Genomic DNA, 25,782 nt, shown 5'->3' with positions numbered 1-25,782 from the left:
CCCCCAGACCCCCCGCCCCCCGCCCATGCCGACGGGGCCGCGCCTGCGGAGATCCTGGCAGCACCGGAAGGGCCGGGAGGCCCGGAACGAGCACCGTCACCCTTGGCGCGTACGTCCGAGCCTCCTGGCGCGCGTACGTCCGGCGCGCGGCCTTCTCAGCCGATGGGCGCGTACAGCACGCCCAGCTTGTCGATCTCCGTGCCCGACCTGCCCGTGAAGCCGACGATCCGCAGGCCGGCGGGTGCGGTGAAGGTCCGCGCGTCCGAGGTCGCCGTACCGGCGGAGAGGGAGCGGCCCCGGTCGGTCGTGAAGGCCGCGGAGAAGATCCGCGTGCGGCCGTCCTTCTGGCCCCGCGTCAGTCGTACCGAGGTGAGGTGCTCACCGGGGGCGAGAGTCAGGGACGTCGCCGTGCCGCCCGTGCCGCCGTGCGCCAGGGTCGTACCGCCGTCGTGCGTCAGCGACACCGCGTCCAGGCGGGACGCGCCACGCAGGGTCAGCGTGCGCGGGGACACCGTGGCCGGCAGGTCGTCCGCGTCGTTGAAGGCGGTGCCGTGCGGGCCGCCGAAGAAGTCGCTCGCCCTGAGGGACGGGGCGAGGGTGTAGGAGAAGTCGACCGTGTGCGGGTAGTGGTCGGAGAGGTGCCTGCCGTCGGAACGGAGGAACGACGCCCACACGTTGTCGTAGCGGGTGGCGCTCAGGCTCAGCAGTTCGCTGCCGCGGTAGAGGACCTTGTCGACGACCTCGCAGCCGTTGACCGGGGCGGCGGAGTCGCAGAGCAACGGGTCGCTGCCCTGCGCGGGCGCGGTGCCGCCCTTGACCAGGTCGACCCACGGGTCCTTCAGACCGTTCTCGGACAGCAGGGTGCGGATGTTGTCGCCCGCGCGCGTGTACCGCGTGTTCGTGTCGCCCATGACGATCACGGCGTTGCCCGAGGAATGGGCCTGGATGAAGTCGGACAGCTGCTCGATGTTGGCGCGGCGGGCGGCGAGGGCGTCATCGGTGCTGTCGGCGTTGGTGTGGACGTTGTAGAGATCCACGAAGACGCCCTCGGCCAGCCGCGTGCGCGCCAGCGAGAAGCCCTTCGGCGTCAGACAGTTGGTGCCGGTGCAGTTGCTCCACCTGACGCGCTCGAAGTCCTCGAAGGGGACGTCGGAGAGGGTGTTGAGACCGTCACCTATCGCGGCTCCGCCGCTGGTCGGTGTGCGGTGCGGGTGGGTGTCGTTGGCGTACAGGGAGGCGTGGTAGTTGAAGTCCTCCTGCACGTTCACGATGTCGTACGCGCCGAGCCGCTGGCCGATGAGCGGGGTGTTCGTCGCCGGGTCGCTGTCGCCGAGGCCGAGGGGGAGGCCGGCGATGTTGTACGTGAGGACGTTGAAGGACCCGGTGACGGCGGCGGCCGCCGCGGGCGTGGCGGCGGTGGCGGTGGTGGACGTGGCGGCCGGGCCGGTCAGGGCCAGGGCGGCGGCCGCGAGGGTTCCGAGGAGTCTTCTCATGGTGGGGTGTCTCCGGTCTGGGGAGCCGATGAAACGTGAACGGTGCTCAGGTTCGGCGCACAACAGCCCCACGGGCAAGGGGACTTGGGGAAGCAGTGTGCGCGGAGGTGATCCGCCGTGCCCGGGTCGCCCGCCGCTCATCCGCTAGTCGTTCAACATTCACCTTTTTCTTCGATCCTCCTCGGGCGGCGCAGCAGCCCCGCGCACGGCAGCGGTGATCAGGAGGCGTCCCATGGGGCACAGCCACGCGCACGGTCCTCACCAGCACGGACACGGCGACCAGGACCATGACGATGACCACGGTCACGGTCGGTCGGCGGCGGAGCTGCCCGCCGCCTTCGACACCTCCGTGCCCGACGAGGCCCTGACCCCCGAGCAGCGGTCGCGCCGCTCGCTGCTGCGCCGGGCGGGCCTGCTCGGCGCCGGCCTGGCCGCCGGGAGCGTCCTCGCCTCGCCGGTGTCCGCGGCCGCTTCCTCCTCCCGGCGGACGAACGGCTTCCTCTGGCTGGCCGGCGACCACCACATCCACACCCAGTACAGCAATGACGGCAAGTACCGCGTCGTCGACCAGGTCCGTCAGGGCGCCAAGCACGGCATGGACTGGCTGGTCATCACCGACCACGGCAACGCGACCCACGCCAGGATCGGCGTCGAGAAGGTCAACCCGGACATCCGCGAGGCCCGCGACGCCTACGCGGACACCCTCGTCTTCCAAGGGCTTGAGTGGAACATCCCCGGTGCCGAGCACGGCACCGTCTTCGTCCACCCCGGCAGGAACGAGGTCTCCGTCCTCAAGCGGTTCGAGACCGACTACGACGGCAGCGTCAAGGGCGCCGGTGACTCCACGCCCGCCAACGAGGCCCTGGCCATCGCGGGACTCGGCTTCCTCGCCGACCAGATCCGGCGGCGCCAGGTCGAGGACGTGCTGATGCTCGCCAACCACCCGGCGCGCAAGGGCATCGACTCGCCGCACGAGATCCGGGCCTGGCGCGACGCCACCGGCGGGGGCCGCCGTATCGCCGTCGGCATGGAGGGAGCCCCCGGCCACCAGGCCGCCGGGATCGCCAAGGGCCTCGGCATGGGCCGGGCCCGCGGCCTCTACGACGGCAGTCCGGGAGCCAACTCCTTCCCCGGCTACCCTCTGGAGAGCTACCGCACCTGGGGCGGCTTCGACTGGATGACCGCCACCGTCGGCGGACTCTGGGACAGCCTCCTCGCCGAGGGCAAGCCCTGGTGGATCACCGCCAACTCCGACTCCCACAACGTCTACGCGGACACCGCCGTGCGCGGCCCCGGCGGCGACTTCGCCGTCGACGGCAGGCACGCGGACCCGGTCTACGGCGGGAAGCTCGACCTCGCCGAGGGCGACTACTGGCCCGGCTACTACAGCCGCACCCACGTCGGCGCCGACGGCTTCGGCTACGCAGCCGTCATGGACGGCATCCGGGCGGGCCGCATCTGGGTGGACCACGGGCAGCTGATCAGCGGTCTCGACGTCCGCGTGGCCGGCGGCGGCCGTTGGGCCACGCTCGGCGGCGCCCTGCACGTCAGGAAGGGTACGCACGTCACTCTGACGGTCGACCTCGCCCTCGCCGGTGGCCCCAACTGGGCCGGCTTCGTGCCCGAGCTGGCCCGTGTGGACGTCGTCCAGGGTGACGTGACCGGCCCGGTCGCGGACCGGGACACCTTCACCGCGCCGACGGCCAGGGTGGTGAAGTCGTACGAGGTGAACAGGGCGTCCGGCACGGTCCGCCTCACCTACGACCTCGGCCGCGTCGACCACCCCGTCTACGTCCGGCTGCGCGGCACCGACGGCAACCGCACCGCCGTCGGTCCGATGGGTGCCGCGGTCGACCCGGCGGGCCCGGCCATCGACGTGGTCGGGGACGCCGACCCGTGGCGCGACCTGTGGTTCTACTCGAATCCGGTATGGGTGTTGCCGTCGTGACGCCGTACGTCCTGACCGTGGACGCGGGAGTCCGGGACCTGCGTGCCGCCGACCACCTGCTCCACGCGCTGGCAGCCGAACTCGGCTTGCCCAAGCATGTGTGGGGATGCACGCACCTGGTGCGCGGGGAGCGGCCGCGGGTCGTGGTGTCACTGGACCTTGCCTCCGCCCCGCTCCTGAGCACCGTCGAGGAGCGGCTCGCCGCACGTGGCCACCAGGTGACGCCTGGCACCCCCGACGCGGTGGGCCGCGCGGTGCTGTACCCGGGAGCGGCCGCCCTCACGGGCACGCTCACGGTCACCGACGTCCTCTCGCGGTCGGCGATCGACCGTGTGACCGTGCTCGGGAGTCCGGATCCGCCGGCCCCGGACACGCGCCTGGTGACGAACGGGCACGTACGACCTCAGCTCACGGTCGAAGGCGAACTCGTCCTCGCCGCCATGCCCGCCGCCGGCGGAGCCCTGGTGCCCTTCGAGATGCCGGACCCGACCCCGTGCTGCGCGGACCACTGAGCACGGGGTCTGCGGGGAGGAGGTGGCGGCGAAGTGGAGCCGGGATCACCCCGGCTCCACTCCATGGTGCGGTGTCTCACTGGAACTGTGCGAAGAACCTCCAGATCTCTCCCTTGGTCCAGGTCGCGACGCCGCTCTCGGCGGGGGAGCCGTCGACCGGACCGGGTATGTGGCCTCCGTCGAACGCGGCCCATTGGACGGGGTACCCGGCACGGCAGCCGGAGTAGGTGGTGGTGATGTGCGTCCGGCTGCCCGGCGCGGGCTCGCGCGGGCTCTGGGGTGTGCAGCCGTTGTTGCCGACGAATCTGTCGCGCAGGGACCGCCCTTGCGCGATGGTGAGGACGGAGTCGCCTATGCCGTGGATTCCGAAGTAGGCGATGGGCTGCGCGCCGCCGCTGCACCCGCTGATCTGGCCGCCGGAGATGACCGCTACAGCCCTGAAGACGTTCGCCCGGCTGCACGCGAGTGCGTAGCTCATGCCGCCGCCCCAGCTGAAGCCCGTGGCGAAACGCTGTGCCGTGTCGACACAGAGGCCGCCCTCGATGCGCCGGATCATGTCGTCGACGAAGGTGACGTCCTCACCGCCCGCATTGGCCCAGCCGTTACCGAGGCCCTGCGGCGCGACGAGGATGGCGCTGTTGTTCGACTGCTCCTGTTGGCCGTAGTACGACCACGCGGTCCCGCTCGTTCCGCCCGAGGCGACTTCGCCGGCGGTTCCGCCCCGCCAGTGGAACGCGAAGATCAGCCGGTAGGGATGGGCGTTGTCGTAGGCGGCGGGAACCCTGAGGATGAAGCTGCGGCTCTTGCCGCCGCTCTGGATCGTGTGCGTACCACTCGCCAGAGTCGGGGCACTGCCGCATCCGCCGGCACCGGACGACAGCTTGATCATCTGCCATTGCTGGTTGGCGCCGCCCCAGTCGGCGTACTGGACGACATTGCCGCCGTCGGTGGTGGAAGCGCCCTGTACCTCCACGGCCTTGCCGCTGTTGCGGTTGATCAGCCGGACGTGGCCCGCGTCGGAGTCGGCCAGGCGGAACTGCTGGTGGGCGCCGTTGACGTCGGTCCACTGCGCGATCGCGGCACCGTCGGTGGTCGAGGCACCGGCCACGCCGAGGACCTTGCCCGAATGCCTGGCCTTGAGCCGGTAGAAACCGCCGCCGGAGTCCACGAACTGCCACTGCTGGTTGGCTCCGTCGTTGCGCGTCCACTGGCTGACCCGCGCGCCGTCGGCGGTGGACGCGCCGTAGACGTCCAGCGCCTTGCCGCTGTGGCGATTGACCAGGACGTACGAGGCGTTGGTGTCCACCGTCGCCGCCTCGGCGGGTGCCGGCTTCGCCACGACGAGCGTACCGATCGTGAGGGTCGCCGCCACCACGACGGCGAACCGGGACCACCAGCGATGTGCTTGCGGAGGGGAGAGGGAAGCCTCAGCGTAGGTCTTCATAGGTTCACCCTTTCGCTGTGGCGGGTCAGGTGCGGGTCCAGTGCTGGTTGCTGCCGTTCCAGCAGGAGTAGAGCTGGATCAGGGTGCCGTTGGCGGTGCCGTTCGCAGCGGCGTCGAGGCAGAGGCCGGACTGGATGCCGACGATGGATCCGTCCGAGTTCAGGCGCCACTTCTGGTTGTCGCCGCCCCAGCAGCTGTAGATCTGGACCTTGGCGCCGTTGCCGGTGCCGGCGGCGTCCAGGCACTTGTCGCCGTAGACCCTGAGCTCACCCGCGGCGGTGTAGGTCCACTGCTGGTTGACGCGGCTGTTGCAGTCCCAGAGCTGCAGCTGGGTGCCGTCGGTGGTGCTGGAGTTGGGCACGTCCAGGCAGCGGCCCGAGGCGACGCCCTTGATCTGTCCGGAACCGGGCGGGGGAGTGGGGGTGGGCGTCGGGGTGGGCGTCGTGGAGCCGGCGTTGAGCGCGTTGAGGACGGAGGTGTAGGCGGGCTTCTTGCTCCCGTCACCGTTGAACAGCAGCGGCGTGTGCTCCGCTCGCCAGGAGTCCGTGTCGCGCACACCCCACACCGTGATGCCGAGGCAGCGCGGGACGGCCAGGCAGTCGTTGGTCACGTTGGCGTAGGTCGTGCCCGAGGCGCCCTGGATGTCGAGTTCGGTGATGGCCACGTCGACGCCGAGGGCCGCGAAGTTCTGCAGGGTGGTGCGGAAGTTGCTGTTGTACGGGCTGTCGTTGTTGAAGTGCGACTGGAAGCCGACGCAGTCGATGGGCACGCCGCGCTGCTTGAAGTCCCGGACCATGGCGTACATGGCCTGGGTCTTGGCCCAGGTCCAGTTCTCGACGTTGTAGTCGTTGTAGCAGAGCTTGGCCGCCGGGTCGGCGGCGCGTGCGGTGCGGAAGGCGACCTCGATCCAGTCGTTGCCGGAGCGCTGCAGGTTGGAGTCGCGCCGGGCCCCCGACGTGCCGTCGACGAAGGCCTCGTTCACGACGTCCCACTGGGCGATCTTGCCCTTGTAGTGGGTCATCACGCCGGTGATGTGGTTGTTCATGGCCTGGCGCAGCGCGCTCCCGCTGAGGTTCTGCATCCAGCCGGGTTGCTGGGAGTGCCAGGCCAGGGTGTGGCCGCGCACCTGCTTGCCGTTCTGCACCGCCCAGTTGTAGACGCGGTCGCCGGCGGTGAAGTTGAACTGGCCCTGCTGGGGTTCGGTGGCGTCGATCTTCATCTCGTTCTCGGCGGTCACCGAGTTGAACTCGCGGTTCGCGATCGTCGTGTACGTCGCGTCGTTGAGCCTGCCCGAGGCGATGGCGGTGCCGAAGTAACGGCCGCTCTGCGCCGCCGCCTTGCCGAGCGTGCTTTCCGCGGCGTGTGAGGTCAGCGGCGCCACCAGCACGGCGGCCGAACCGAGGACGCCGACGGTCAGCGCCGCGAACAGGCCGCCGACCTTTCGGCGGGCATGGGAGGGGGGACGGGAATTCGAGCGCATGAGGGAGCCTCCAGGAGGGAAATCGCGGAAGGAATTGAGCGCGGCGGAATGAATTCGCGTGAGCGACACCCGCGTCCGTGGTCAAAGGACTCTTACCGCCGGGGCGTTACGGTCCGAGGCCGGCACCCGGCTCTCGGGCAGAGGGGCTACGCCGCCTCGGGACTCAGTGTGGAAACCTGGCAGAAACATGTCAAGAGTTTCGAAAGAATTTCGAGACGCGAGGCCCTCTGGGCAGCCTTGATGCCTCTCCTGGGAGCACAGGAGCCTTCGAAAGTATTTCGATGGAGTGATCGGGTGACGTCACCTCGTCGTCAGCGCATTCGCATACGGACAAACGGAGAGAAACGCGGGTCGGGCGCGCATGGCGGTGCCGACAGATCGGCGCTCGATACGAACGGGTTCCCTCTCGGGAGAGACCGCGCCATAACCGAGTGATTCGGTGCGCGCCTCTCCTAGGGGCGGGGCGCGGCGGTGGAGTGTCGGACCTTGAGTTCGGTCGAGAGCTCCATCCGAGGGCTGACCAGAGGCTGGTCCTCCAGAAGCTGGAACAGGGTGCGGGCGGCGAGTCGGCCCATCTCCTCCAGCGGCTGGCGCACCGTCGTCAACGGCGGTGAGAGCCAATCGCACATCGGCAGGTCGTCGAAGCCGACGACGCTGAGGTCCTGCGGGATTCTCAGTCCCTTCTGCCGGGCGGCTTCGTAGACGCCCATCGCCTGCTGGTCGCTGCCGGCGAAGATGGCGGTCGGGGGGTCGGGCAGGGCGAGCAGCTCCCTGGCGCCCTGGAACCCGCCCTCGTGCTGGAAGTCGCCGTACCGGATCAGGTCCCGGTCGACCTCGATCCCGGCCCGCTCCAGGGCCGCCCGGTACCCGTCGATGCGTGCCTGGCTGCAGAGCATCTCCTTGCGCCCGCCGATCGTGGCGATCCGGCGGTGCCCCAGTTCCAGCAGGTGCTCGGTGGCGGCCAGGCCGCCCGCCCAGTTGGTCGCGCCGATGCTCGGCACGCCGTTGCCCGGCAGGTCGATCGGGTCGATGACGACCAGCGCCACCCCGGCCCGCTCGACCTGGGCGCGCTGGGCGTGGGTGACCGAGGTGGTGACGAGGATGACGCCGTCGCTGTGGTGCAGGACCGGCAGCGCCGCCCAACTCGACGGCGTGGCCTCGCCCGGCGGGACGAGCGACACGACGGTGCCGACGCTCCGCCGGGCGCACTCGGCCTCGACGCCGCGCAGTATCTCCACCGCCCACGCGCTGTCCAGGCCGCCGATGATCAGGTCGACGAGGCCCGACCTGCGCGCTCTGCCCTGCCGGCCCGGCTGGAGGTAGTTGTGTGACCGCAGCAGGCCCTCGATCCGTTCGCGTGTCGAGGGTGCGACATCGGAGCGGCCGTTGATCACCTTGGACACGGTGGCCTGCGAGACCCCTGCCTCCGCGGCGATGACGGCCAGGGTCGGACGCTGCTCGCTCAACTTCACTCCTCTGTGCGGACGCCTTCGACCGGCGACAGGTATCGCAAACTTTCGAAGAGTTTCTGGGCGGCGTGACTGCTTGTCAAGACGGCCAACACCCGCTGGTTTTAGTTAAATCGGCGACAGGTCTTGACCGAGAAGCCTCGTGTTCCTAGTTTGTGGCAGCACAGAATTCGAGAGTATTTCGAAATGTTTTCGGGCATGAACCGGCATTCCCCGACCCGGAGGTCCCATGGCCAGCAACCCCCCGAGCCGACGACGCTTCCTGGCGCTCTCGGGCTTGACCGCACTGTCCGTCTCCATGGCCGCGGCCTGCGGCGTTGACGATTCCGGTGGCGAGCCGGGGGCCGACGGCAAGGTGACGTTCGCGTGGTGGAACATCGCCACGACGGAGCCGGGCAAGTCCCTCTTCCCGGAGATCTCCTCGGCGTTCATGTCCGACCACCCGAACATCGTCATCAGAACGACCTCGTTGGAGAACGAGGCGTTCAAGTCCAAACTGACCGCCACCACCTCTTCGGGCAAACTCCCCGACGTCTTCCAGACCTGGGGCGGCGGCGTGCTGCGGCAACAGGTCGACGCGGGCCTCGTCGAGGACCTCACCGACGTGTTCGACTGGTCGTCCGACCTCACACCGGTCTCGCTGCAGGCCTATCAGTTCGAGGGCAGGACCTACGGGGTGCCGTACGACATCGGCATGGTCGGCTTCTGGTACAACAAGAAGCTCTTCGCCCAGGCCGGGATCACGGCCCCGCCGACCACCTGGGCCGAGCTCCTCGAAGACGTCCGGAAGCTCAAGGCGGCGGGCGTCACTCCGATCGCCCTCGCGGGCAAGGAGAAATGGCCGGGCCACTACTACTGGGCCTACCTCGCGATGCGCGTCGCGGGTCTCCCCGCGCTGCAACAGGCTGCGACCACCAAGGACTTCACCGGCGCGGGCTTCGTCCAGGCGGGCGCCCACCTCAAGGAGCTGGTCGACCTCCAGCCGTTCCAGCCGGCCTTCCTCGGCGCCGGGTACGCCACCCCCGGCGGCCAGGCCGCGACCATGGGCAACGGCAAGGCGGCCATGGAGCTGATGGGCCAGTGGGGCCCTTCGGTGCAGAAGGACGCGGGCGCCGACCTCGGAGCGGACCTGGGCTTCTTCCCCTTCCCGACGGTGGACGGCGGTGTCGGTCGCGCCACCGAGGTGTTCGGCGGCGGCGGTGGCTTCGCACTGCGCAAGGGAGCACCGAAGGAAGCGCTGGACTTCCTGAAGTTCCTCGTCCTGGACAACGAGTCCAAGCTGCTGGCCTCCAACGGCTACCTGCCGGTGGTCAAGGGCGCGGAGAGCCAGCTCACCGACGCCAACAGGAAGGTGGTGGCCGACAGCCTGGTCAAGGCGACGGGCTTCCAGCTCTTCCTCGACCAGGCCTACCCACCGGCCGTCGGCCAGGAGGTCAACGACAGCGTCGCCGACCTCATCGCGGGCAAGAAGACGCCCGAGCAGGTCACCGAGTCGATCACCGAGGCTGCGAAGGGTGCCTAGCTCCGTGTCCGCCAAGACCGAGGAGCGGGCGGAGGACACGGCGCCGGTGCCGGTGCACCCGCCCGCCCCGGCCCGGTCGCTCCTGCGCAGGTGGGGAAGCTGGGCGTCGGTCGCCTGGTTCCTCGTCCCGGCCCTGGTCCTCTTCCTCGTCTTCGTCCTCGCCCCCATCGTCGTCGCCGTCTACACCGGCTTCTTCAAGTGGGGCGGAATCGGCCCCATGGACGACTTCGTCGGCTTCGCGAACTACACCAAGCTCTTCGACGACCAGGTCTTCCTCGGCGACCTGGGGCGCGGGCTGTACCTGATCGTCCTGTCGATCACGGTGCAACTGCCGTTCGCGCTGTTCACCGCGGTCCTGCTCAACCAGCGGCTGCGCGGCCGGGCCGTCTACCGGATGCTGTTCTTCGCGCCGTACATCCTGTCCGAGGTCGTCACGGCGGTCCTCTTCACGATGATCTTCCTGCCCGGCGACGGCATGGCCGACCATCTCGTCGGTCTCCTCGGCCTGGAGGGGTTGCAGGGCAGGTGGTTCGCCGATCCCTCGACGGTCATGCCGACCCTGTTCGTGGTCATGGTCTGGAAGTACTTCGGCTTCCACATGATGCTCTTCCTCGCCGGACTGCAGGGCATCCCGGGCGAGATCCTCGAGGCCGCCTCCATCGACGGCGCCGGCGCCTGGCAGCGCTTCCGGCACGTGACGCTGCCGCTGCTCGGCCCGACGATCCGGATCAGCGTCTTCCTCTCGGTCATCGGGTCCATCCAGCTCTTCGACCTCGTCTGGGTCATGACCGCGGGCGGGCCCAACCACTCCTCGGAGACGATGGCGATCTCGATGTTCCAGTTCGGGTTCAAGCGGTACCAGGTCGGCTACGCCAGCGCGATCAGCGTGGTGCTGTTCATGATCAGCCTGGTCTTCTCCCTCTTCTACCAGCGTTACGTGCTCCGCCGTGACCTGAGCGGGGCCGTCACCACGGGAGGTGGCCGATGAGCGCCCGCAGGACGGTACGCGGCCTGTCGCTGCACGCCGTGATCTGGCTGATCGGCGCGTTCGTCGTCGTGCCGCTGGTCTACGCGGTGATCTCCGGGTTCAAGAGCACCGGTGAGCTGACGACCAACCCGTTCGGCCTGCCGGAGCAGTGGCAGACCGGCAACTACGCCGGCATCCTCGGCGACGGCATGTTCTGGCGGCAGATCGCCAACAGCGCGGGCATCGCGATCGGCACGACCTTCTGCACGGTGGCGGTCGCCGCGATGGCGGCGTTCGTCCTGGCCCGCTATGCCTTCCGAGGCCGGGAGTTGTTCTACACCCTGTTCACCATCGGCTTGATGTTCCCGTTCGCGGTGGCCGTCCTGCCGCTGTTCCTCATGCTGCGGAACTTCGACCTGCTGGACAACCCGCTCGGGGTGATCCTCCCGCAGGCCGCCTTCGGGCTCCCCATGACGATCATCATCCTCCGCGGCTTCTTCCGGACCATCCCGGCGGAGATCGAGGAGGCGGCCATCGTCGACGGCTGCGGCAAGTTCCGCTTCTTCTGGAAGATCCTGCTGCCGATGGCGCGTCCGGCGCTCGGCACGGTCTCGGTCCTGGCGATCGTCACGAGCTGGAACAACTTCTTCCTGCCGCTCCTGGTGTTCAACGACCCGAAATGGCAGACGATTCCCGTCGGCGTCCAGCAGTTCCAGGGCCAGTACTCGACCGACTACGCGCTCGTCCTGGCGTACATCGTGCTCGCCATGGTCCCCGCGCTCGCCTTCTACGCCGTCGCCGAACGGCAGTTGATCGGCGGCCTCACCGCCGGCGCCACCAAGGGCTGACCCCTTCCGAGCGCCCTCCACCCCCGAGGAGACCTTGTGAAACGCCTGACCGCACTGACACTCGCACTGATGTTCGCCTTACCGTCCCAGGCCGTGTCCGCCCCCGCGCGATCCGGCATCGACTTCCACGCCGAACTCCAGCCCATCGACGGATTCGGCTTCTCGATGGCCTTCCAGCGGGCCGACCTGCTCCACGGCGCGCGCGGCCTCAGCCCGGCCAAGCGACGCGAGGTACTCGACCTGCTGCTCAGCAAGGACAAGGGCGCCGGCCTCTCGATCCTGCGCCTGGGCATCGGCTCGTCGACCGACAGGGTCTACGACCACATGCCCACCATCCTGCCGGTCGATCCCGGCGGGCCGGACGCCCCACCGAAGTACGTCTGGGACGGCTGGGACGGCGGACAGGTCTGGCTCGCCAAGGAGGCCAAGGCCTACGGCGTCGAACGGTTCTTCGCCGACGCCTGGAGCGCCCCGGCCTTCATGAAGACCAACGCCAGCGAGAACGACGGCGGCGAACTGCTGCCCGCATGGCGTCAGGCCTACGCGAACTACCTCGTCCAGTACGCGAAGTTCTACCAGCGCGAAGGCATCAGGATCACCGACCTGGGATTCACCAACGAACCCGACTGGACGGCGACCTACGCCTCGATGCGGTTCACCCCGCGACAGGCCGTCGACTTCCTCAAGGTGCTCGGGCCGACCGTGCGCGCATCCGGACTGAAGACCGCACTGGTCTGCTGCGACGCCGCGGGCTGGGACCGGCAGGTCAGCTACACCGAGGCCATCGAGGCGGACCCCGTGGCCGGCAAGGCCGTCCGGACCATCACCGGACACCGCTACAGCGGTCCGACCGACGTCCCGCAGCCGACCGACAAGCGCGTGTGGATGTCGGAATGGTCACCGGACGGCACCACCTGGAACGAGAGCTGGGACGACGGCAGCGGCTACGACGGCTTCACCGTCGCGGCCGACATCCAGAACACCCTGACCGTCGGCAACGCCAACGCCTACGTCTACTGGACCGGCGCGTCCCTCGGCGCGACCCGCGGGCTCATCCAACTCGCGAACCCCGGAGACGACTACCGGGTGTCCAAAAGGTACTGGGCACTGGCCGCCTTCAGCCGGTTCATCCGCCCCGAAGCCGTCCGCGTCCCGGTCACGAACCCCGACCCGGCACTGAAGGTCACGGCCTTCCGCAACACCGACGGCAGCCGCGTGATCCAGATCCTCAACACCGCGACCACCGAAGGCTCCGCCGACTTCTCCCTCCGTGGCGGGCACGACCGGCACCCCGACGGCTACGTCACCGACGAGACCCGCTCCATCACCCCCGCCGACGTCGTCTCCACGCGCGGCACGACTCTCACGGCGAAGCTAGCGCCGCGCGCGCTGACCACGATCGTCCTCGACTAGGTCGTGTCCGGCAACCATCCAGAGGAGTCCCGCATGTTCCTGTCCCGGAACCTCGTCGCCCTGTCCGCCGCCATCTGCCTCGGAGCCGGCCTCGCCGCCGCGCCCGCGGCCGCCGAGCCCCGGCCCAGAACGCTCGGCGAACTGGCCAAGAAGCACCACAAGTACTTCGGCTCCGCCACCGACAACCCCGAGTTCACCGACGCCGCCTACCTGAAGCTGCTCGGCAGCGAGTTCGGACAGACCACCCCCGGCAACGCCATGAAGTGGTACGCCACCGAGCCCGAGCGCGGCGTCTTCGACTTCACCGCCGCCGACGAGGTGATGGCCTTCGCCAAGGACCACCACCAGAAGGTCCGCGGCCACACCCTCGTCTGGCACAGCCAGCTCCCCGCCTGGCTCACCGAGGGCACCTGGACCGCCGACGAGCTGCGCGCCGTCCTCAAGAACCACATCCAGACCGTGGCCCGGCACTACAAGGGCCAGGTGATCCACTGGGACGTCGTCAACGAGGCCTTCAACGAGGACGGCACCTACCGCGAGTCGCTCTTCTACAAGACGCTCGGCCCCGGCTACATCGCCGACGCCCTGCGCTGGGCCCACGAGGCGGACCCGCACGCCAAGCTGTACCTCAACGACTACAACGTCGACGGGATCGGCCCCAAGAGCGACGCGTACTACACGCTGATCAAGCAGCTCAAGGCCGACGGCGTCCCGGTGGAGGGCTTCGGCATCCAGGGCCATCTGGCACTCCAGTACGGCTACCCCGCCGACGTCCGGCAGAACATGCAGCGCTTCGCCGACCTCGGGGTCGAGGTCGCCGTCACCGAGCTCGACATCCGGATGAACCTCCCCGCGACCCCGGAAAAGCTCGCCACCCAGGCCACCTGGTACGCCGACTACGTCAAGGCCTGCCTGGCGGTCGAGAAGTGCGTCGGCATCACCATCTGGGACTACACGGACAAGTACTCGTGGATCCCCTCCGTCTTCCCCGGTGAGGGCGCGGCGCTGCCCTACGACGAGAACCTGCTGCCCAAGCCCGCCTACCACTCGATCAGGAAGGTGCTGGGCGGATGATACGCACGGCGATCGTAGGGACCGGCGGGATCGCGGGCATCTGCCACATCCCCGCCCTCCGCGCGCAGGCGCACCGCGCCGTGATCGTGGCAGCCGTCGACGTGGACGCGGCGCGCGCCGAGGCGTTCGCGACCGAACACGGCGTTCCCGCCGTCTACACCGACCTGCGCACCATGCTCCACGAGCAGAGGCCGGACCTCGTACACCTGTGCACACCCCCGTTCCTGCACGCCGAACAGGCCGTGGCCTGCCTGGAGTCGGGAGCGTGGGTGTGGTGCGAGAAGCCGGTGGCCCTGTCGCTGGCCGAACTCGACCGGATCCATGCCGCCGAGGGGCACGCCGTCGCGGGCGCGGTGTTCCAGCACAGGTACGGCTCGGGGGCCCGGTACCTGCGCGGCCGGATCGCGGCCGGCACGCTGGGCCGACCGCTGGTCGCGCAGTGCGTCACCACCTGGTACCGCGACGACGCCTACTACGACGTGCCGTGGCGCGGCACTTGGGAGAGTGAGGGCGGCGGCCCGACGCTGGGTCACGGCATCCACCAGATGGACCTGATGCTCGCGGTGCTCGGCGAATGGGCCGAGGTGCGCGCGATGGCCGGCCGTCTCGAGCGCGACGTCCAGACCGAGGACGTGTCCGCGGCTCTGGTCCGCTTCGAGAACGGAGCCATCGCGACGGTCGTCAACAGCGTCCTCTCCCCGCGCGAGGAGAGCTACCTGCGGTTCGACCTCACCGACGCCACGGTCGAGCTGCGGCACCTGTACGGCTACTCCAACGCGGACTGGAAGGTCACGACCAGGTCGGCCGGCGTGACGTGGGAGCCGCCGGACGACCTGCCCAGCTCGCACACCGCCCAGCTCGCGGACTTCCTTGACGGCTACGAGGCGGGTGTCCGGCCCGACCTCGGCAGATCCACCATGGAACTGGTCACGGCGCTGTACAAGGCCGCGATCACCGGCCTGCCGGTCCGGCGCGGGGAGATCGACGCGGCCGACCCGTTCTACGGCTCACTCAACGGGGGACGCCCGGAGGTGTTCCGATGACGTTCGAACTCCTCGAGAACGAGGACTCGCTGACCGTCCGGACCCGCGGCGTCGACCTCTTCCGGTACGTGCACCGACCGGTCATGGACCCCTTCGAGGCGCCGAAGCCCTACCTGCATCCGGTGCGCACGCTCGCCGGCGACGTCGTCACCGGATACCGGCCGCACGACCACCGCTGGCACAAGGGCGTCCAGATCACGGCGTCGTGGCTGTCGGGGCAGAACTTCTGGGGCGGCGGCACCTACCTGCGCGGCCGGGGCTACGTCGACCTGCCGAACCTCGGCACGATGCGCAGCCTCACCCTGTCCGCCGGGACGGGAGACGGCCGCGCCGTGATCACCGAGGACCTGGCCTGGCACACGATGGCGGGGGAGCACTGGATCGACGAGCGCCGCACGCTGACCGCGTGCGAGGTCGAAACAGACTCCTGGACCCTCGAGGTCACCACCGCGCTGACCAACGTCCTCGACACCGGTCTGGTGTTCGGCAGCCCGGGCACCCAGGGCAGGGAGCTCGCCGGATACTCCGGTCTGTTCTGGCGCGGCCCGCGCGACTTCACCGGCGGCGAGGTGATCGGCCCCGCGATGGGGGAGAAGGGCGACTGGCTGGCCTTCATCGGCAGGCACGACGAGGTCGACCGTGCCTCCACGCTCCTGTTCCTGGACGACCCGGACGCCCCCTGCCACTGGTTCGTCCGCAGCGAGCCCATCCCCGCCGTCAACCCGTCGCTGGCGTTCGACACGGAACTGCCGCTGGCACCGGGCGACACCCTGTCCCGCCGCTACCGGATCGTCGTGGCCGACGGCGCGTGGACCCCCGGGCGCCTGTCCCGCCACGTCGCGGAGCACCCGTGGTGACCCCGTTCCCCGGCGGTGTCGGGATCTCCGGGCTGACCGTGTACGACTGGGAGGCCGCCGACGGACTGTGCGGGGGCGCACCCCACATGCACCTCGTGTGCTCCGAGGCCTACGTCGTCATCGGCGGCGCGGGCAGCGTCCAGACCCTCACCACCTCCGGCTTCGCCGACACCCCGTTGCGTCCCGGCGACGTCGTCTGGTTCACCCCGGGCACGATCCACCGCCTCGTCAACGCCGGCGGCCTGCGCCTCGTGGTGCTCATGCAGAACAGCGGACTCCCCGAGGCGGGCGACGCCGTCTTCACCTTCCCGGCTCCCGTCCTCGCCGATCCTCCCGCCTACCGGAAGGCGGCCGCCCTGACCGGCGACCACAGCGCGGCGGCGCGCCGCCGCCGCGACCTGGCCCTGGAGGGTTTCCTCGCCCTGCGCGAGGGCGGGCTGCGGGAGTTCCACACCGCGGCCGCCCGCCTGAAGAGCGAACTCCTGGACGCCTGGCGGATCCGCTGGCGTGACGGCCCGCTGGCCGCGGCCGTCGCGACCGGCCGTCAACTGGAACGGCTGAAGGCCGGAGACCTCTCGCACCTCGGCCACGGCGAGGTGGCACGCCTGGAACGCCCGGAGCACCAGGTCTTCGGCATGTGCGGCCGCCTTCACACCTATGCCCTCCCCGACCCGCCGACGCGTCCGCTCGCCGGTTCGCCGGGGTCACCTCACCCCCACCCCCCGAAGGAGCTCTTCTGATGTCGACACGCCATCCGTTCACGAACCACCTCAGAGGCCTGATCGCCGTCCTCGCGCCCTTACTGCTCCTGGCCACCTTCTTCACCGCCCAGCCCGCGGGCGCGGCGCCGGTCATCGACACCAACGCCTCGTACGTACTGGTCAACCGCAACAGCGGCAAGGCCCTGGACGTCTACAACCTGGCGACCGGCGACGGCGCCCGCATCACCCAGTGGTCCAGGAACGACCAGAACCAGCAGCAGTGGCAGTTCGTCGACTCCGGCGGCGGCTACTACCGCGTCAAGTCCCGCCACTCCGGCAAGGTGCTGGACGTCCAGGGCGCCTCCACCGCCAACGGCGCCGCGATCGTCCAGTGGGCCGACGCTAACGGCACCAACCAGCAGTGGCGTCTCGCCGACAGCCCGGACGGTCACGTCAGGCTCATCGCGCGCCACAGCGGCAAGGCCCTCGAAGTGCAGGGCGCCTCCACCGCCGACAACGCGAACATCGTCCAGTACGACGACTGGGGCGGCACCAACCAGCAGTGGCAGCTCGTCAAGGTCGGCGCCGGCACCCCCGGCACGTGCGCCCTCCCGTCGACGTACCGCTGGACGTCGACGGGCGCGCTGGCGCAGCCCAAGGCGGGCTGGGCCTCCCTCAAGGACTTCACCGTCGCCCCGTACAACGGCAAGCACCTCGTCTACGCGACGACGCACGGCGCCGCGGGAACGGGAGCGGGCTGGGGCTCGATGAACTTCGGGCTGTTCGGCAACTGGTCGGAGATGGCCTCGGCCGGCCAGAACACCATGTCGAACTCCGTCGTCGCGCCCACGCTCTTCTACTTCGCGCCGAAGAACATCTGGGTGCTCGCCTACCAGTGGGGAGGTGGGAGCGCCTTCTCCTACCGGACGTCGAGCGACCCGACCAACCCCAACGGCTGGTCGGCGCAGCAGGTGCTCTTCTCCGGAAGCATCACCGGCTCCACGACAGGCCCCATCGACCAGACGCTCATCGCCGACGGCACGAACATGTACCTGTTCTTCGCCGGTGACAACGGCAAGATCTACCGGGCGAGCATGCCGATCGGGAACTTCCCGGGCAGTTTCGGCTCGACCTACACGACGATCATGAGCGACACGACGAACAACCTGTTCGAGGCCCCGCAGGTCTACAAGCTCCAGGGCCAGGACCGCTACCTCATGATCGTCGAGGCGATCGGCTCGCAGGGCCGGTACTTCCGCTCGTTCACGGCCACCAGCCTGAACGGCACGTGGACGCCCCAGGCCGCGACCGAGGGCAACCCCTTCGCGGGCAAGGCGAACAGCGGCGCCACCTGGACCAACGACATCAGCCACGGCGAGCTGATCCGTACCAGCGCCGATCAGACCTTCACCGTCGATCCCTGCAACCTGCAGTTCCTCTACCAGGGGCGTGACCCCAACTCCGGCGGCGAATACGGTCAGTGGCCCTACCGGCCGGGTCTGCTGACGCTGCAGCGCTGACGGCGTGACACGGGGCCGGCCCCGGAGTGGAGCCGGCACGGCGGGCTCGGCGAAAGGCCGAGCCCGCCCTCGTCATGCGCTCGTCGTGCCTCGGTCAACTCCCGCTGCCCACAGGGAAGATGGTTGGAGGGCGCGATGCGCGGACCGTTGACACACCCCTCGCGACGTCATTACGGTCACGCCACGATTTCGAACGGGTGACGAAATATCGAACGTCCTACGTCAAGGAGCTCCATCGACATGACCATCAACAGGCGTACGGTGATGGCGGCGGGCGCCGCCGGAGTGGCGGCAGCCGCCGCGGGAACGGCCCCGGCGTTCGCCGCGGGCGGCACGGAGCGCCCGGCCGGAAGGCCGGCGAAGGAGCTTTTCGGGACCCTGCCCGACGGCACACGCGTCCACCGCTGGACGGTGGCCGCGGGAGGCACCCGGCTGAGCGTGCTGTCGTACGGCGGCATCGTCCAGGCCCTCGAGATCCCGGACCGGCGCGGGCGGTACGCGAACGTGTCGCTGGGCTTCGACAACCTCGAGGACTACGTGGCGGGCAGCCCGTACTTCGGGGCGATCATCGGCCGCTTCGGCAACCGCATCGCACGCGGCGCCTTCACCCTCGACGGCCGTACGTACCGGATCCCCGTCAACGACGACCCGAACAGCCTGCACGGCGGGGACAAGGGCTTCGACAAGCGGGTGTGGGACGTCGAGCCGTACGCGCAAGGACCGGACACCGGCCTCACCCTGCGCTACGTCAGCGCGGACGGCGAGATGGGCTACCCCGGCACCCTGCGCGTCCGGGTCGACTACGTCCTCACGCCCCGCGGCGACTTCCGCATCGACTACGAGGCCACGACCGACAGAGCCACCGTCGTGAACCTCACCAACCACACGTACTTCAACCTCGCGGGAGAGGGCCGCGGCAGCATCCTCGACCACACCCTGAGGATCGCCGCGTCCCGCTACACCCCCGTCGACGCCACCCTCATCCCGACCGGCGAACTCGCCAAGGTCGCCCACACGCCCTTCGACTTCCGCAGCGGCAAGCCCATCGGCCGGGACATCCGCGACGCGCACCCGCAGGTCCTCTTCGGCCGTGGATACGACCACAACTTCGCGCTCGACAAGGGACTCACCGACACCCCGCGGCACGTCGCGACCGTCACGGAGCCCGTCCACGGCCGCGTGATGAAGATCGCGACCACCGAGCCGGGCGTGCAGTTCTACAGCGGCAACTTCCTCGACGCCACGCTCGCGGGCACCTCCGGGAAGGTCTACCGCCAGGGTGACGGCTTCTGCCTGGAGACCCAGCACTTCCCCGACTCGCCCAACCAACCGAACTTCCCGTCGACGGTGCTCCGCCCAGGCCAGACGTACCGCTCGACGACCGTGCACTCCTTCGCCGCCCGCTGACACGGAAGTGACGCGAACCCGGATCGGAGGTGGCTCCCCCGGCCGGGCCGCGTCGTGGCGTCGGCACGGCGCGCGAGCGCCCCGCCGGGGATTCCGTCACGGTTCGGGCCGATCGGGCGACGTCGTCGACTCGCGTCGTGACAGCCCGAGCCGTACCGCTCCGACCATGACCTTGGCGATCAGACCCACGAGAAGGAGGTCGGCCACCATCTGAACGGTGGTCAGCACCCGCGCCGTCTGCGAGACGGGCACGATGTCACCGAAGCCGACGGTCGCGAACACGGTCACCGAGAAGTACAGGGCATCGATCCGGCTGAGCGGTTCGGAGAAGGTGTGGGGTCCCTGCTCGCGCGCGTACAGGAAGTAGGTCGCAGAGAACAGCAGCAGAAAGAGCGGGACGGCCGTGGTGAGCGCTTCGACGGCCCGCAGCCGGGGGTAGGGCGAGGCGACGACGGCGACCGTCTGCAGCGCGAGGAGCGCGCCGATCCCCAGCAGGCCCAGGGCGAGCACCCAGGCCGTGTGCTGGTCGAGATCACGGTCGAGGGGGAGCAGGAAGTACAGGGCGGTGACCGCCGCCACCACGACGGCGGAGCGCAGGAGCGGGAAGAGGAAACGCAGACGGCGCCGGTGGGGCCGCCGCCGCGTTCCACCCTCCGGCGGCGTGTCGCTCATGAGGGCAGCGGTTCCACCGGCCGGCTGGGCTCGGGTGCCATAGAGGTCTCCTGCAGGACGCTTCGCGGATGTGACGTCGAGCGGCGGACCACCCGCCGTCAGTCCAGCAAAGGCGCTCCTCCCCGCTCCCGCGACCGGAGCGACGCCCCGGTCCCTCCTTTGGCCGAGAGGGAGGCTAGGGGAGGTACTGCCCGCCGATGCCCTGGTGGTCGGCCTGCTGCGCGATGCTTCGGCGGGCCGGGTCGGGGAACTCCCTCTCGACCGACTCCCGCAGCAGGGCCATCTGGGTCCGTACGGAGGGGTGCTGCCCGGCCGGCAGGGCCTCCAGCAGACCGTCGAGCATCGCGTGGAGCCTTCGGCAGATCTGCACGGAGGAACTGCCGTAGTCGCGGATCTCGCAGACGGCGAGCTGGAGATAGTTGTCCCAGTCCCGCCCCGGAAGCACGAGCCGGGCGGTCCCGCTCGGATCGGCCAGGACGTAGCGGCCGGGGAGGCGGACGCTGCCGACCATGTGCAGGAACCGTTCGATGTAATTGATCACCTGCACCGCTGTGGTGGGGTCGTTCACCGCCGGGGACAGGGCCCTGATGGCGATGTCCACGAGGACCCTCAGCGCGAAGGCCGGGTCCTGTTCGATGGTGCGCTCGGCCCCCAGGGCGACGAGACCGGTCACTCGTTCCGGGTCGGGTCTCGACCTGCCCCCGTGGACCTCCACCAGTACCGCGCCGGGCGGCAGGAAGTCACCGACCAGCCGGGTCAGGACGAAGACGCAGTCGTGGCGGGTCGCCTCCGCGAGGAGCCCCGGCACGTCGAACGCCTGGACGGCTCCACCACTCTCGGTACGGATGCGCATCACCGGACCGTCGGACGGCACGGCGCCGTCGCCGCGGGGGGCTGCGCCCCGGATCACCTCGGCCCCGGAGGTGAAGACGCCCTCTCCCATGCGCGTGACCAGCTCGGCGATGGCCACGGGACGGAGGCTGTGGGTGAAGCGGTTGAGGTAGATGAGCAGGAGCACGAGGCTCACGGCCACCGCCATCCCGGCCAGGGTGACTCCGAGATCGGGGACGGAGTCGGACTCGATGCTGCGCAGCAGGGAGAAGGCGAACGCGAACGTGCCGGTGAACGTCGCCAGAACCGCCTTCTGCAGCCGGTCCCGGTACCACAGGCGCATGTAGCGGGGGGAGAGGGTACCCGTGGCCTGCTGCACCACCAGGACGCCGATGGTGACGACGAATCCGAGCAGGGCGACCATCGCCCCCACGATGGCGGTGAGGACGTCGCTCGCCGTCGTCGCGGAGTAGTGCCAGCCGCTCGGCGGCCGGCCGGTGCTGTCGGCCGCCAGGGCCAGCTCGGCGAGAAGAGCGCCCAGGACGAGACCGAGCATCGGCACGATCCACAGGCTCGCCTTCACGTACTGCCGCAGCCTGAATCGGGCCGCCCAGGACGTCGGGACACCCACGTCAGGCCCCCTTCGCCTGGAGGAGCCGGGTGCTCGGCGGGCACACGGAACGGCTCGGAACCGCCGCGATCCCACGGTAGGGGGATCGCGGGACCCGCGCAGCGGCAGCCGACCGGTCGGCTCTCCCGTGCGACGGTCCCGACAGGACGGAAGGGACTCGTCGTCCTAAGCTGATCGGGCCGCCGGGGCCGCCGCGTGACGGCGGCGCCGCGTGGTCGACCGGGGCTGAAAGGGGCCACGATGGACGACTACCCCCTGATCGAGGACCACGGGCTGATCGGTGATCTGCAGACCGCGGCCCTCGTGACGACCGATGCGACGATCGACTGGTTCTGCTGTCCGCGGTTCGACTCGCCCAGCGTCTTCGGCGCACTGCTCGACCGGAGCAGGGGCGGCCACTTCACCGTGCGACCCGCCGCGGAGACGTACACGACCAAACAGCTCTACCACCCGGACACCGCCGTCCTGGTCACACGCTTCATGACCGAGTCCGGGGCGGGCGAGGTCGTCGACTTCATGCCGGTGACGGGCACGAGCGCCACGGACCGGCACCGTATCGTCCGCATGCTGCGCTGCGTCCGCGGCAGCATGACGTTCGAGGGGGAGATCGCACCCCGCTTCGACTACGGCCGCAAGCCGCACGAGCTGCACCTCACCGAGCACGGGGCCGTGTTCGCCTCGGAGGACCTGGAACTCGCCGTCCACCTCGTCCGCGAGCCGCAGGACGAGCGCCTGCTGAGCATCCTCTCGGTCGACAGCAACGACCTGCGCTTCTCGCTGCGCCTGCGGGCGGGCGAGCAGCGAGGCCTGGTCATGGAGTCGTCCCCCGGAGGACCTCCGCACGAGGTCCGCGTCGAGGAGTTCGAGCGGCTCTTCGACCAGACGGTCCACTTCTGGCGCTCCTGGCTCGGCCAGTCCACCTACTCCGGCCGCTGGCGGGAGGCGGTGGAACGTTCGGCCGTGACGCTGAAGCTCATGACGTACGCGCCGACCGGAGCCCTGGTCGCCGCCCCCACGGCGGGGCTTCCCGAACAACTGGGCGGAGAGCGCAACTGGGACTACCGGTTCACCTGGATCCGTGACGCGTCGTTCTCCGTCTACGCCCTCCTCGGCATGGGGTTCAAGGAGGAGGCGGCCGCGTTCATCAGCTGGCTGCACGACCGGGTGAAGCAGGAGGCCGGCCAGGAAGCCGACGGCTCCGGGCCGCTGAACATCATGTACCGGGTCGACGGCTCCGCCGACCTGGTCGAGGAGACCCTCGACCACTGGGAGGGGTACCGGGGCTCCGCTCCCGTCCGCATCGGCAACGGGGCGGCGAGCCAGCTCCAGCTGGACATCTACGGCGAGGCGCTCGACAGCATCTACTTCGCCCACGAGCACGGCATGCATCTCGACCACCGCGGCTGGAAGGCCCTGCACACGCTGCTCGACTGGCTGGTCGACCACTGGGACCAGCCCGGCGAAGGGCTCTGGGAGACCCGTGGAGGCCGCAAGGACTTCACCTACGGTCGCGTGATGTCCTGGGTGGCCTTCGACCGGGCCCTGCGGATCGCCTACGACGACGGCCGCCCCGCGGCCGGCGGACGCTGGGCGGCCGCGCGCGACGAGATCTACGCGCAGGTGCTCGACCGGGGGTGGGACGCCAAGAAGCAGGCCTTCGTGCAGCACTACGGTGACGACGTCCTCGACTCGTCGCTGCTGCGCATGCCGACGGTCGGCTTCATCACACCGGACGACCCGATGTGGCGGTCCACCTTGGACGCGATGGAGGACGAGCTGGTCAGCGACAGTCTCGTCTACCGCTACAACCCCGAGGCCTCTCCCGACGGGCTGCGCGGCTCGGAGGGGACCTTCTCCCTGTGCACGTTCATGTACGTCGACGCGCTGGCGAGGGCCGGACGCGTCGACATGGCCAGGCTGGTGCTGGAGAAGATGCTCACGTACGCCAACCATCTGGGCCTGTACTCCGAGGAGATCGACCTGACGGGCCGCCAGCTGGGCAACTTCCCGCAGGCCTTCACCCACCTGGCCCTGATCGACGCGGCGATCACCCTGGACTCGATGCTCCAGGACGGGTGGAGGGGCAAGGCGTAGCCCGCGCGACGGCCCGCCGGCCGCCGCCGGCCGCCGCGACCGTCCTCAGCGCGGCGCGGCGGTCGGGACGGGCCCGAGGAGGACGACCGTGTCGCCGTCCTCCGGCACGGCTCCGCGCCGTTCCGTGACGGGGTCCAGCCGGTGGTCGGCCCGCACCACGAAGAGCGTGTCGTGCTCCGACGGCAGGGGGGCACCGGCCGGCCGGACCAGGAACCGGGCCCCCCGCTCGTAGCGGTCCGCCAGGGCGTGACGGACGAGCGACCGGCCGAAGAGGATGTCGCCGCCGGTGTACGGAGCGACCACACCGTGGCTGTCGTGCGGCGGCCCCACCCGGTAGACCGGACCCTCGACGTTGTCCTCCATCACGATCGAGGCGAGCGCGTTGAAGTCGTCGTCGTCGGTCGCCAGGAAGACGGCCGTCACGCCCTCCAGGCGGGCCCCCGGGTTGATCGCCGTGGCCAGCAGATCGCCCTGGGCCAGCTCGAGGCCCGTCCGCCTGATCTGCTCCCGCTCCTCGTCGCGTCCCGCCCACATCAGCACGTCGAGGCCGGCGGACCGCAGGGCCCGTCCCAGGTCGACCACCCACGGCTCGCCCCCCACCAGGAGGACGCGCGTGCCCTCCGCCTTGACGACGCCCAGCCGTCTGGCCACCGGCGCCGCCGTCAGCGCGTACACCAGGACGGTTCCCACGATCACCAGGAAGGTGACGGGAAGGACCTTCGCCGCCCCCGTCACGCCCCGTTCCACCAGGCCGGCCGAGAAGGCCGAGGCCGTCGCCGCCGCGACGATGCCGCGGGGATCCATCCACCCGAGGAAGGCGCGTTCTCCGCGCGAGAGCTCCGTGCGCGCCGCGGCGGCGAAGGCCACGAGCGGTCGGACCACCAGGACGAGGATCGCGATCAGGCCGAGCGCGGGGAGGAGCACCGGAACCAAGGACGCCGGGGTGACGGTGGCGGAGATGGAGATGAACAGCAGTCCGATGATCAGCTGGACCAGGGTCTCCAGGAACGGCCGGCGCGCGGGCATGTCGAAGCCGCGGATGTTGGAGACGGCCAGGCCGGCCACGATCGCGGCGATGAGACCCGTGTCGTCCCGCACGATGTCGCAGCCGGCCGACACACCGATCACGACGGCGAGTTGTGCCAGTGTTCCCAGGGTCTCGCCGAGTCGCAGCGTCCGCAGGGCGAACCACAGCAGCGCGGTCGCCACGGCCCCTCCCACCAGCCCGAAGGCAAGGCTGAGGGCGAACTGACCCAGCTGGTACCCCCTGCCGATGTCGATCTGGTGCGACGAGGCCACCGCGTGGAAGGTGAGCGCGCCGAGGATGGCGCCGATCGGGTCGACCAGCGTCCCCTCCCAGATGAGGATCCGCCGCACCTTGTCGCTCGGCCGCACGAAGTCGAGGATCGGCCCCACGACCGTGGGCCCCGAGACGACGAGGATCATGCCGAGCATCGCGGCGACGCGCAGCGGCATGTCGAACATCACCGGTGCCACCGCTCCGGTGACGAGAAACGTCAGCACCACTCCGTACACGAGCAGCCTGCTCACGACGCCCCGGGTGTGATGCGCGAGCTTGCGCAGGTCGAGTCCCAGACCGGCGTCGTAGAGGATCACCGCGACGGACAGCGACACCAGGGCCGAGAAGTCCGGCCCCAGCAGCTTGTCCGGGTGGATGACGTCCGTCGCCGCGCCGGCGGCGAACCCCACCGGCAGCAGGATGATCAGGGCCGGGACCCGCAGCTTGGCCGCCAGGACCTGCGAGCCGGTGGCGAGCACCACCGTCAGGGCGAGGCCGAGAAGGATCTCGTCATCGGTCACAGCGGCTTCCTCCGTCGGGTGCCGGGGCCAGGGGG

Annotated in this window: 20 protein-coding genes; 13 read left to right on the top strand and 7 right to left on the bottom strand. The window is 69.9% G+C overall.

All coding sequences use genetic code 11. The annotated features are described in order from the left end of the window. Positions 1 to 155: 155 nt before the first annotated feature. Positions 156 to 1,493, bottom strand: a complete 1,338-nt coding sequence (locus IO20_RS0114305) for a jacalin-like lectin (protein WP_030552133.1) — start codon at positions 1,491 to 1,493, stop codon at positions 156 to 158. A gap of 232 nt (positions 1,494 to 1,725) precedes the next feature. On the opposite strand from IO20_RS0114305, the gene IO20_RS0114300 reads away from it, so the two are divergent. Continuing rightward, on the top strand, positions 1,726 to 3,441 hold the full coding sequence (locus IO20_RS0114300) for a PHP domain-containing protein (RefSeq protein WP_030552134.1): 1,716 nt from the start codon (positions 1,726 to 1,728) through the stop codon (positions 3,439 to 3,441). Further along, a complete protein-coding gene (locus IO20_RS0114295) occupies positions 3,423 to 3,953 on the top strand; it encodes a hypothetical protein (RefSeq protein ID WP_030552136.1) in 531 nt (176 codons plus the stop codon). The genes IO20_RS0114300 and IO20_RS0114295 overlap by 19 nt, the downstream gene beginning before the upstream one ends. Positions 3,954 to 4,029: 76 nt before the next feature. Here the strand turns inward: IO20_RS0114295 and IO20_RS0114290 are convergent, their stop codons facing one another. The 3 genes from IO20_RS0114290 to IO20_RS0114280 form a co-directional block, all read right to left on the bottom strand. Next, positions 4,030 to 5,328, bottom strand: a complete 1,299-nt coding sequence (locus IO20_RS0114290; RefSeq protein WP_037635418.1) for an RICIN domain-containing protein — start codon at positions 5,326 to 5,328, stop codon at positions 4,030 to 4,032. A 94-nt stretch (positions 5,329 to 5,422) separates the two neighbouring features. Continuing rightward, on the bottom strand, positions 5,423 to 6,877 hold the full coding sequence (locus tag IO20_RS0114285) for an endo-1,4-beta-xylanase (protein WP_030552140.1): 1,455 nt from the start codon (positions 6,875 to 6,877) through the stop codon (positions 5,423 to 5,425). Between the two features lie 452 nt (positions 6,878 to 7,329). Then, positions 7,330 to 8,343 (bottom strand): LacI family DNA-binding transcriptional regulator, encoded by a 1,014-nt coding sequence (locus IO20_RS0114280; RefSeq protein WP_030552142.1) that lies wholly within the window; start codon positions 8,341 to 8,343, stop codon positions 7,330 to 7,332. A 232-nt stretch (positions 8,344 to 8,575) separates the two neighbouring features. Between IO20_RS0114280 and IO20_RS0114275 the strand changes: the two genes are divergently transcribed. From IO20_RS0114275 to IO20_RS0114230, 10 genes are all read left to right on the top strand, one after another. Beyond that, the gene (locus IO20_RS0114275) at positions 8,576 to 9,868 is read left to right on the top strand and encodes an extracellular solute-binding protein (RefSeq protein WP_030552144.1); all 1,293 of its coding nucleotides are present in this window, start codon (positions 8,576 to 8,578) and stop codon (positions 9,866 to 9,868) included. A 4-nt stretch (positions 9,869 to 9,872) separates the two neighbouring features. Beyond that, the gene (locus IO20_RS0114270; protein WP_078946062.1) at positions 9,873 to 10,856 is read left to right on the top strand and encodes a carbohydrate ABC transporter permease; all 984 of its coding nucleotides are present in this window, start codon (positions 9,873 to 9,875) and stop codon (positions 10,854 to 10,856) included. Next, positions 10,853 to 11,683: a carbohydrate ABC transporter permease gene (locus tag IO20_RS0114265; RefSeq protein ID WP_030552147.1), complete on the top strand. Its 831-nt coding sequence runs from the start codon at positions 10,853 to 10,855 to the stop codon at positions 11,681 to 11,683. The genes IO20_RS0114270 and IO20_RS0114265 overlap by 4 nt, the downstream gene beginning before the upstream one ends. Positions 11,684 to 11,752: 69 nt before the next feature. Then, on the top strand, positions 11,753 to 13,096 hold the full coding sequence (locus tag IO20_RS0114260; RefSeq protein ID WP_051874573.1) for a glycoside hydrolase family 30 protein: 1,344 nt from the start codon (positions 11,753 to 11,755) through the stop codon (positions 13,094 to 13,096). A gap of 33 nt (positions 13,097 to 13,129) precedes the next feature. Next, positions 13,130 to 14,170 (top strand): glycoside hydrolase family 10 protein, encoded by a 1,041-nt coding sequence (locus IO20_RS0114255; RefSeq protein ID WP_030552151.1) that lies wholly within the window; start codon positions 13,130 to 13,132, stop codon positions 14,168 to 14,170. Beyond that, positions 14,167 to 15,213: a Gfo/Idh/MocA family protein gene (locus IO20_RS0114250; protein ID WP_030552152.1), complete on the top strand. Its 1,047-nt coding sequence runs from the start codon at positions 14,167 to 14,169 to the stop codon at positions 15,211 to 15,213. Before IO20_RS0114255 ends, IO20_RS0114250 begins: the two co-directional genes overlap by 4 nt. Continuing rightward, the gene (locus IO20_RS0114245) at positions 15,210 to 16,070 is read left to right on the top strand and encodes a DUF6807 domain-containing protein (protein WP_030552153.1); all 861 of its coding nucleotides are present in this window, start codon (positions 15,210 to 15,212) and stop codon (positions 16,068 to 16,070) included. Before IO20_RS0114250 ends, IO20_RS0114245 begins: the two co-directional genes overlap by 4 nt. Continuing rightward, positions 16,067 to 16,810, top strand: coding sequence for a cupin domain-containing protein (locus IO20_RS0114240; protein WP_031127270.1), 744 nt, complete (start codon positions 16,067 to 16,069; stop codon positions 16,808 to 16,810). The genes IO20_RS0114245 and IO20_RS0114240 overlap by 4 nt, the downstream gene beginning before the upstream one ends. Further along, complete coding sequence (locus tag IO20_RS0114235) at positions 16,810 to 18,291, top strand: non-reducing end alpha-L-arabinofuranosidase family hydrolase (RefSeq protein ID WP_030552155.1); 1,482 nt, start codon at positions 16,810 to 16,812, stop codon at positions 18,289 to 18,291. The genes IO20_RS0114240 and IO20_RS0114235 overlap by 1 nt, the downstream gene beginning before the upstream one ends. Before the next feature lie 240 nt (positions 18,292 to 18,531). Continuing rightward, on the top strand, positions 18,532 to 19,698 hold the full coding sequence (locus tag IO20_RS0114230) for an aldose epimerase family protein (protein WP_030552156.1): 1,167 nt from the start codon (positions 18,532 to 18,534) through the stop codon (positions 19,696 to 19,698). A 96-nt stretch (positions 19,699 to 19,794) separates the two neighbouring features. On the opposite strand, the gene IO20_RS0114225 is transcribed toward IO20_RS0114230, so the two are convergent. Then, positions 19,795 to 20,370: a potassium channel family protein gene (locus tag IO20_RS0114225; protein ID WP_031127268.1), complete on the bottom strand. Its 576-nt coding sequence runs from the start codon at positions 20,368 to 20,370 to the stop codon at positions 19,795 to 19,797. A 175-nt stretch (positions 20,371 to 20,545) separates the two neighbouring features. Then, entirely contained in the window at positions 20,546 to 21,832 is a 1,287-nt protein-coding gene (locus tag IO20_RS0114220) for a DUF2254 domain-containing protein (RefSeq protein ID WP_030552158.1), read from the bottom strand. 240 nt (positions 21,833 to 22,072) lie between these two features. Here IO20_RS0114220 and IO20_RS0114215 point away from each other — a divergent pair, with 240 nt between their 5' ends. Next, on the top strand, positions 22,073 to 23,926 hold the full coding sequence (locus tag IO20_RS0114215; protein ID WP_030552159.1) for a glycoside hydrolase family 15 protein: 1,854 nt from the start codon (positions 22,073 to 22,075) through the stop codon (positions 23,924 to 23,926). A gap of 45 nt (positions 23,927 to 23,971) precedes the next feature. On the opposite strand, the gene IO20_RS0114210 is transcribed toward IO20_RS0114215, so the two are convergent. Continuing rightward, a complete protein-coding gene (locus IO20_RS0114210) occupies positions 23,972 to 25,747 on the bottom strand; it encodes a cation:proton antiporter (protein WP_030552160.1) in 1,776 nt (591 codons plus the stop codon). Positions 25,748 to 25,782: the final 35 nt, after the last annotated feature.

The sequence above is a fragment of the Streptomyces exfoliatus genome (assembly GCF_000725545.1).
Taxonomy (GTDB): Bacteria; Actinomycetota; Actinomycetes; order Streptomycetales; family Streptomycetaceae; genus Streptomyces; species Streptomyces exfoliatus.
The sequence above is the reverse complement of the archived record's forward strand: the minus strand, read 5'-3'. Positions and strand labels throughout refer to the sequence as shown.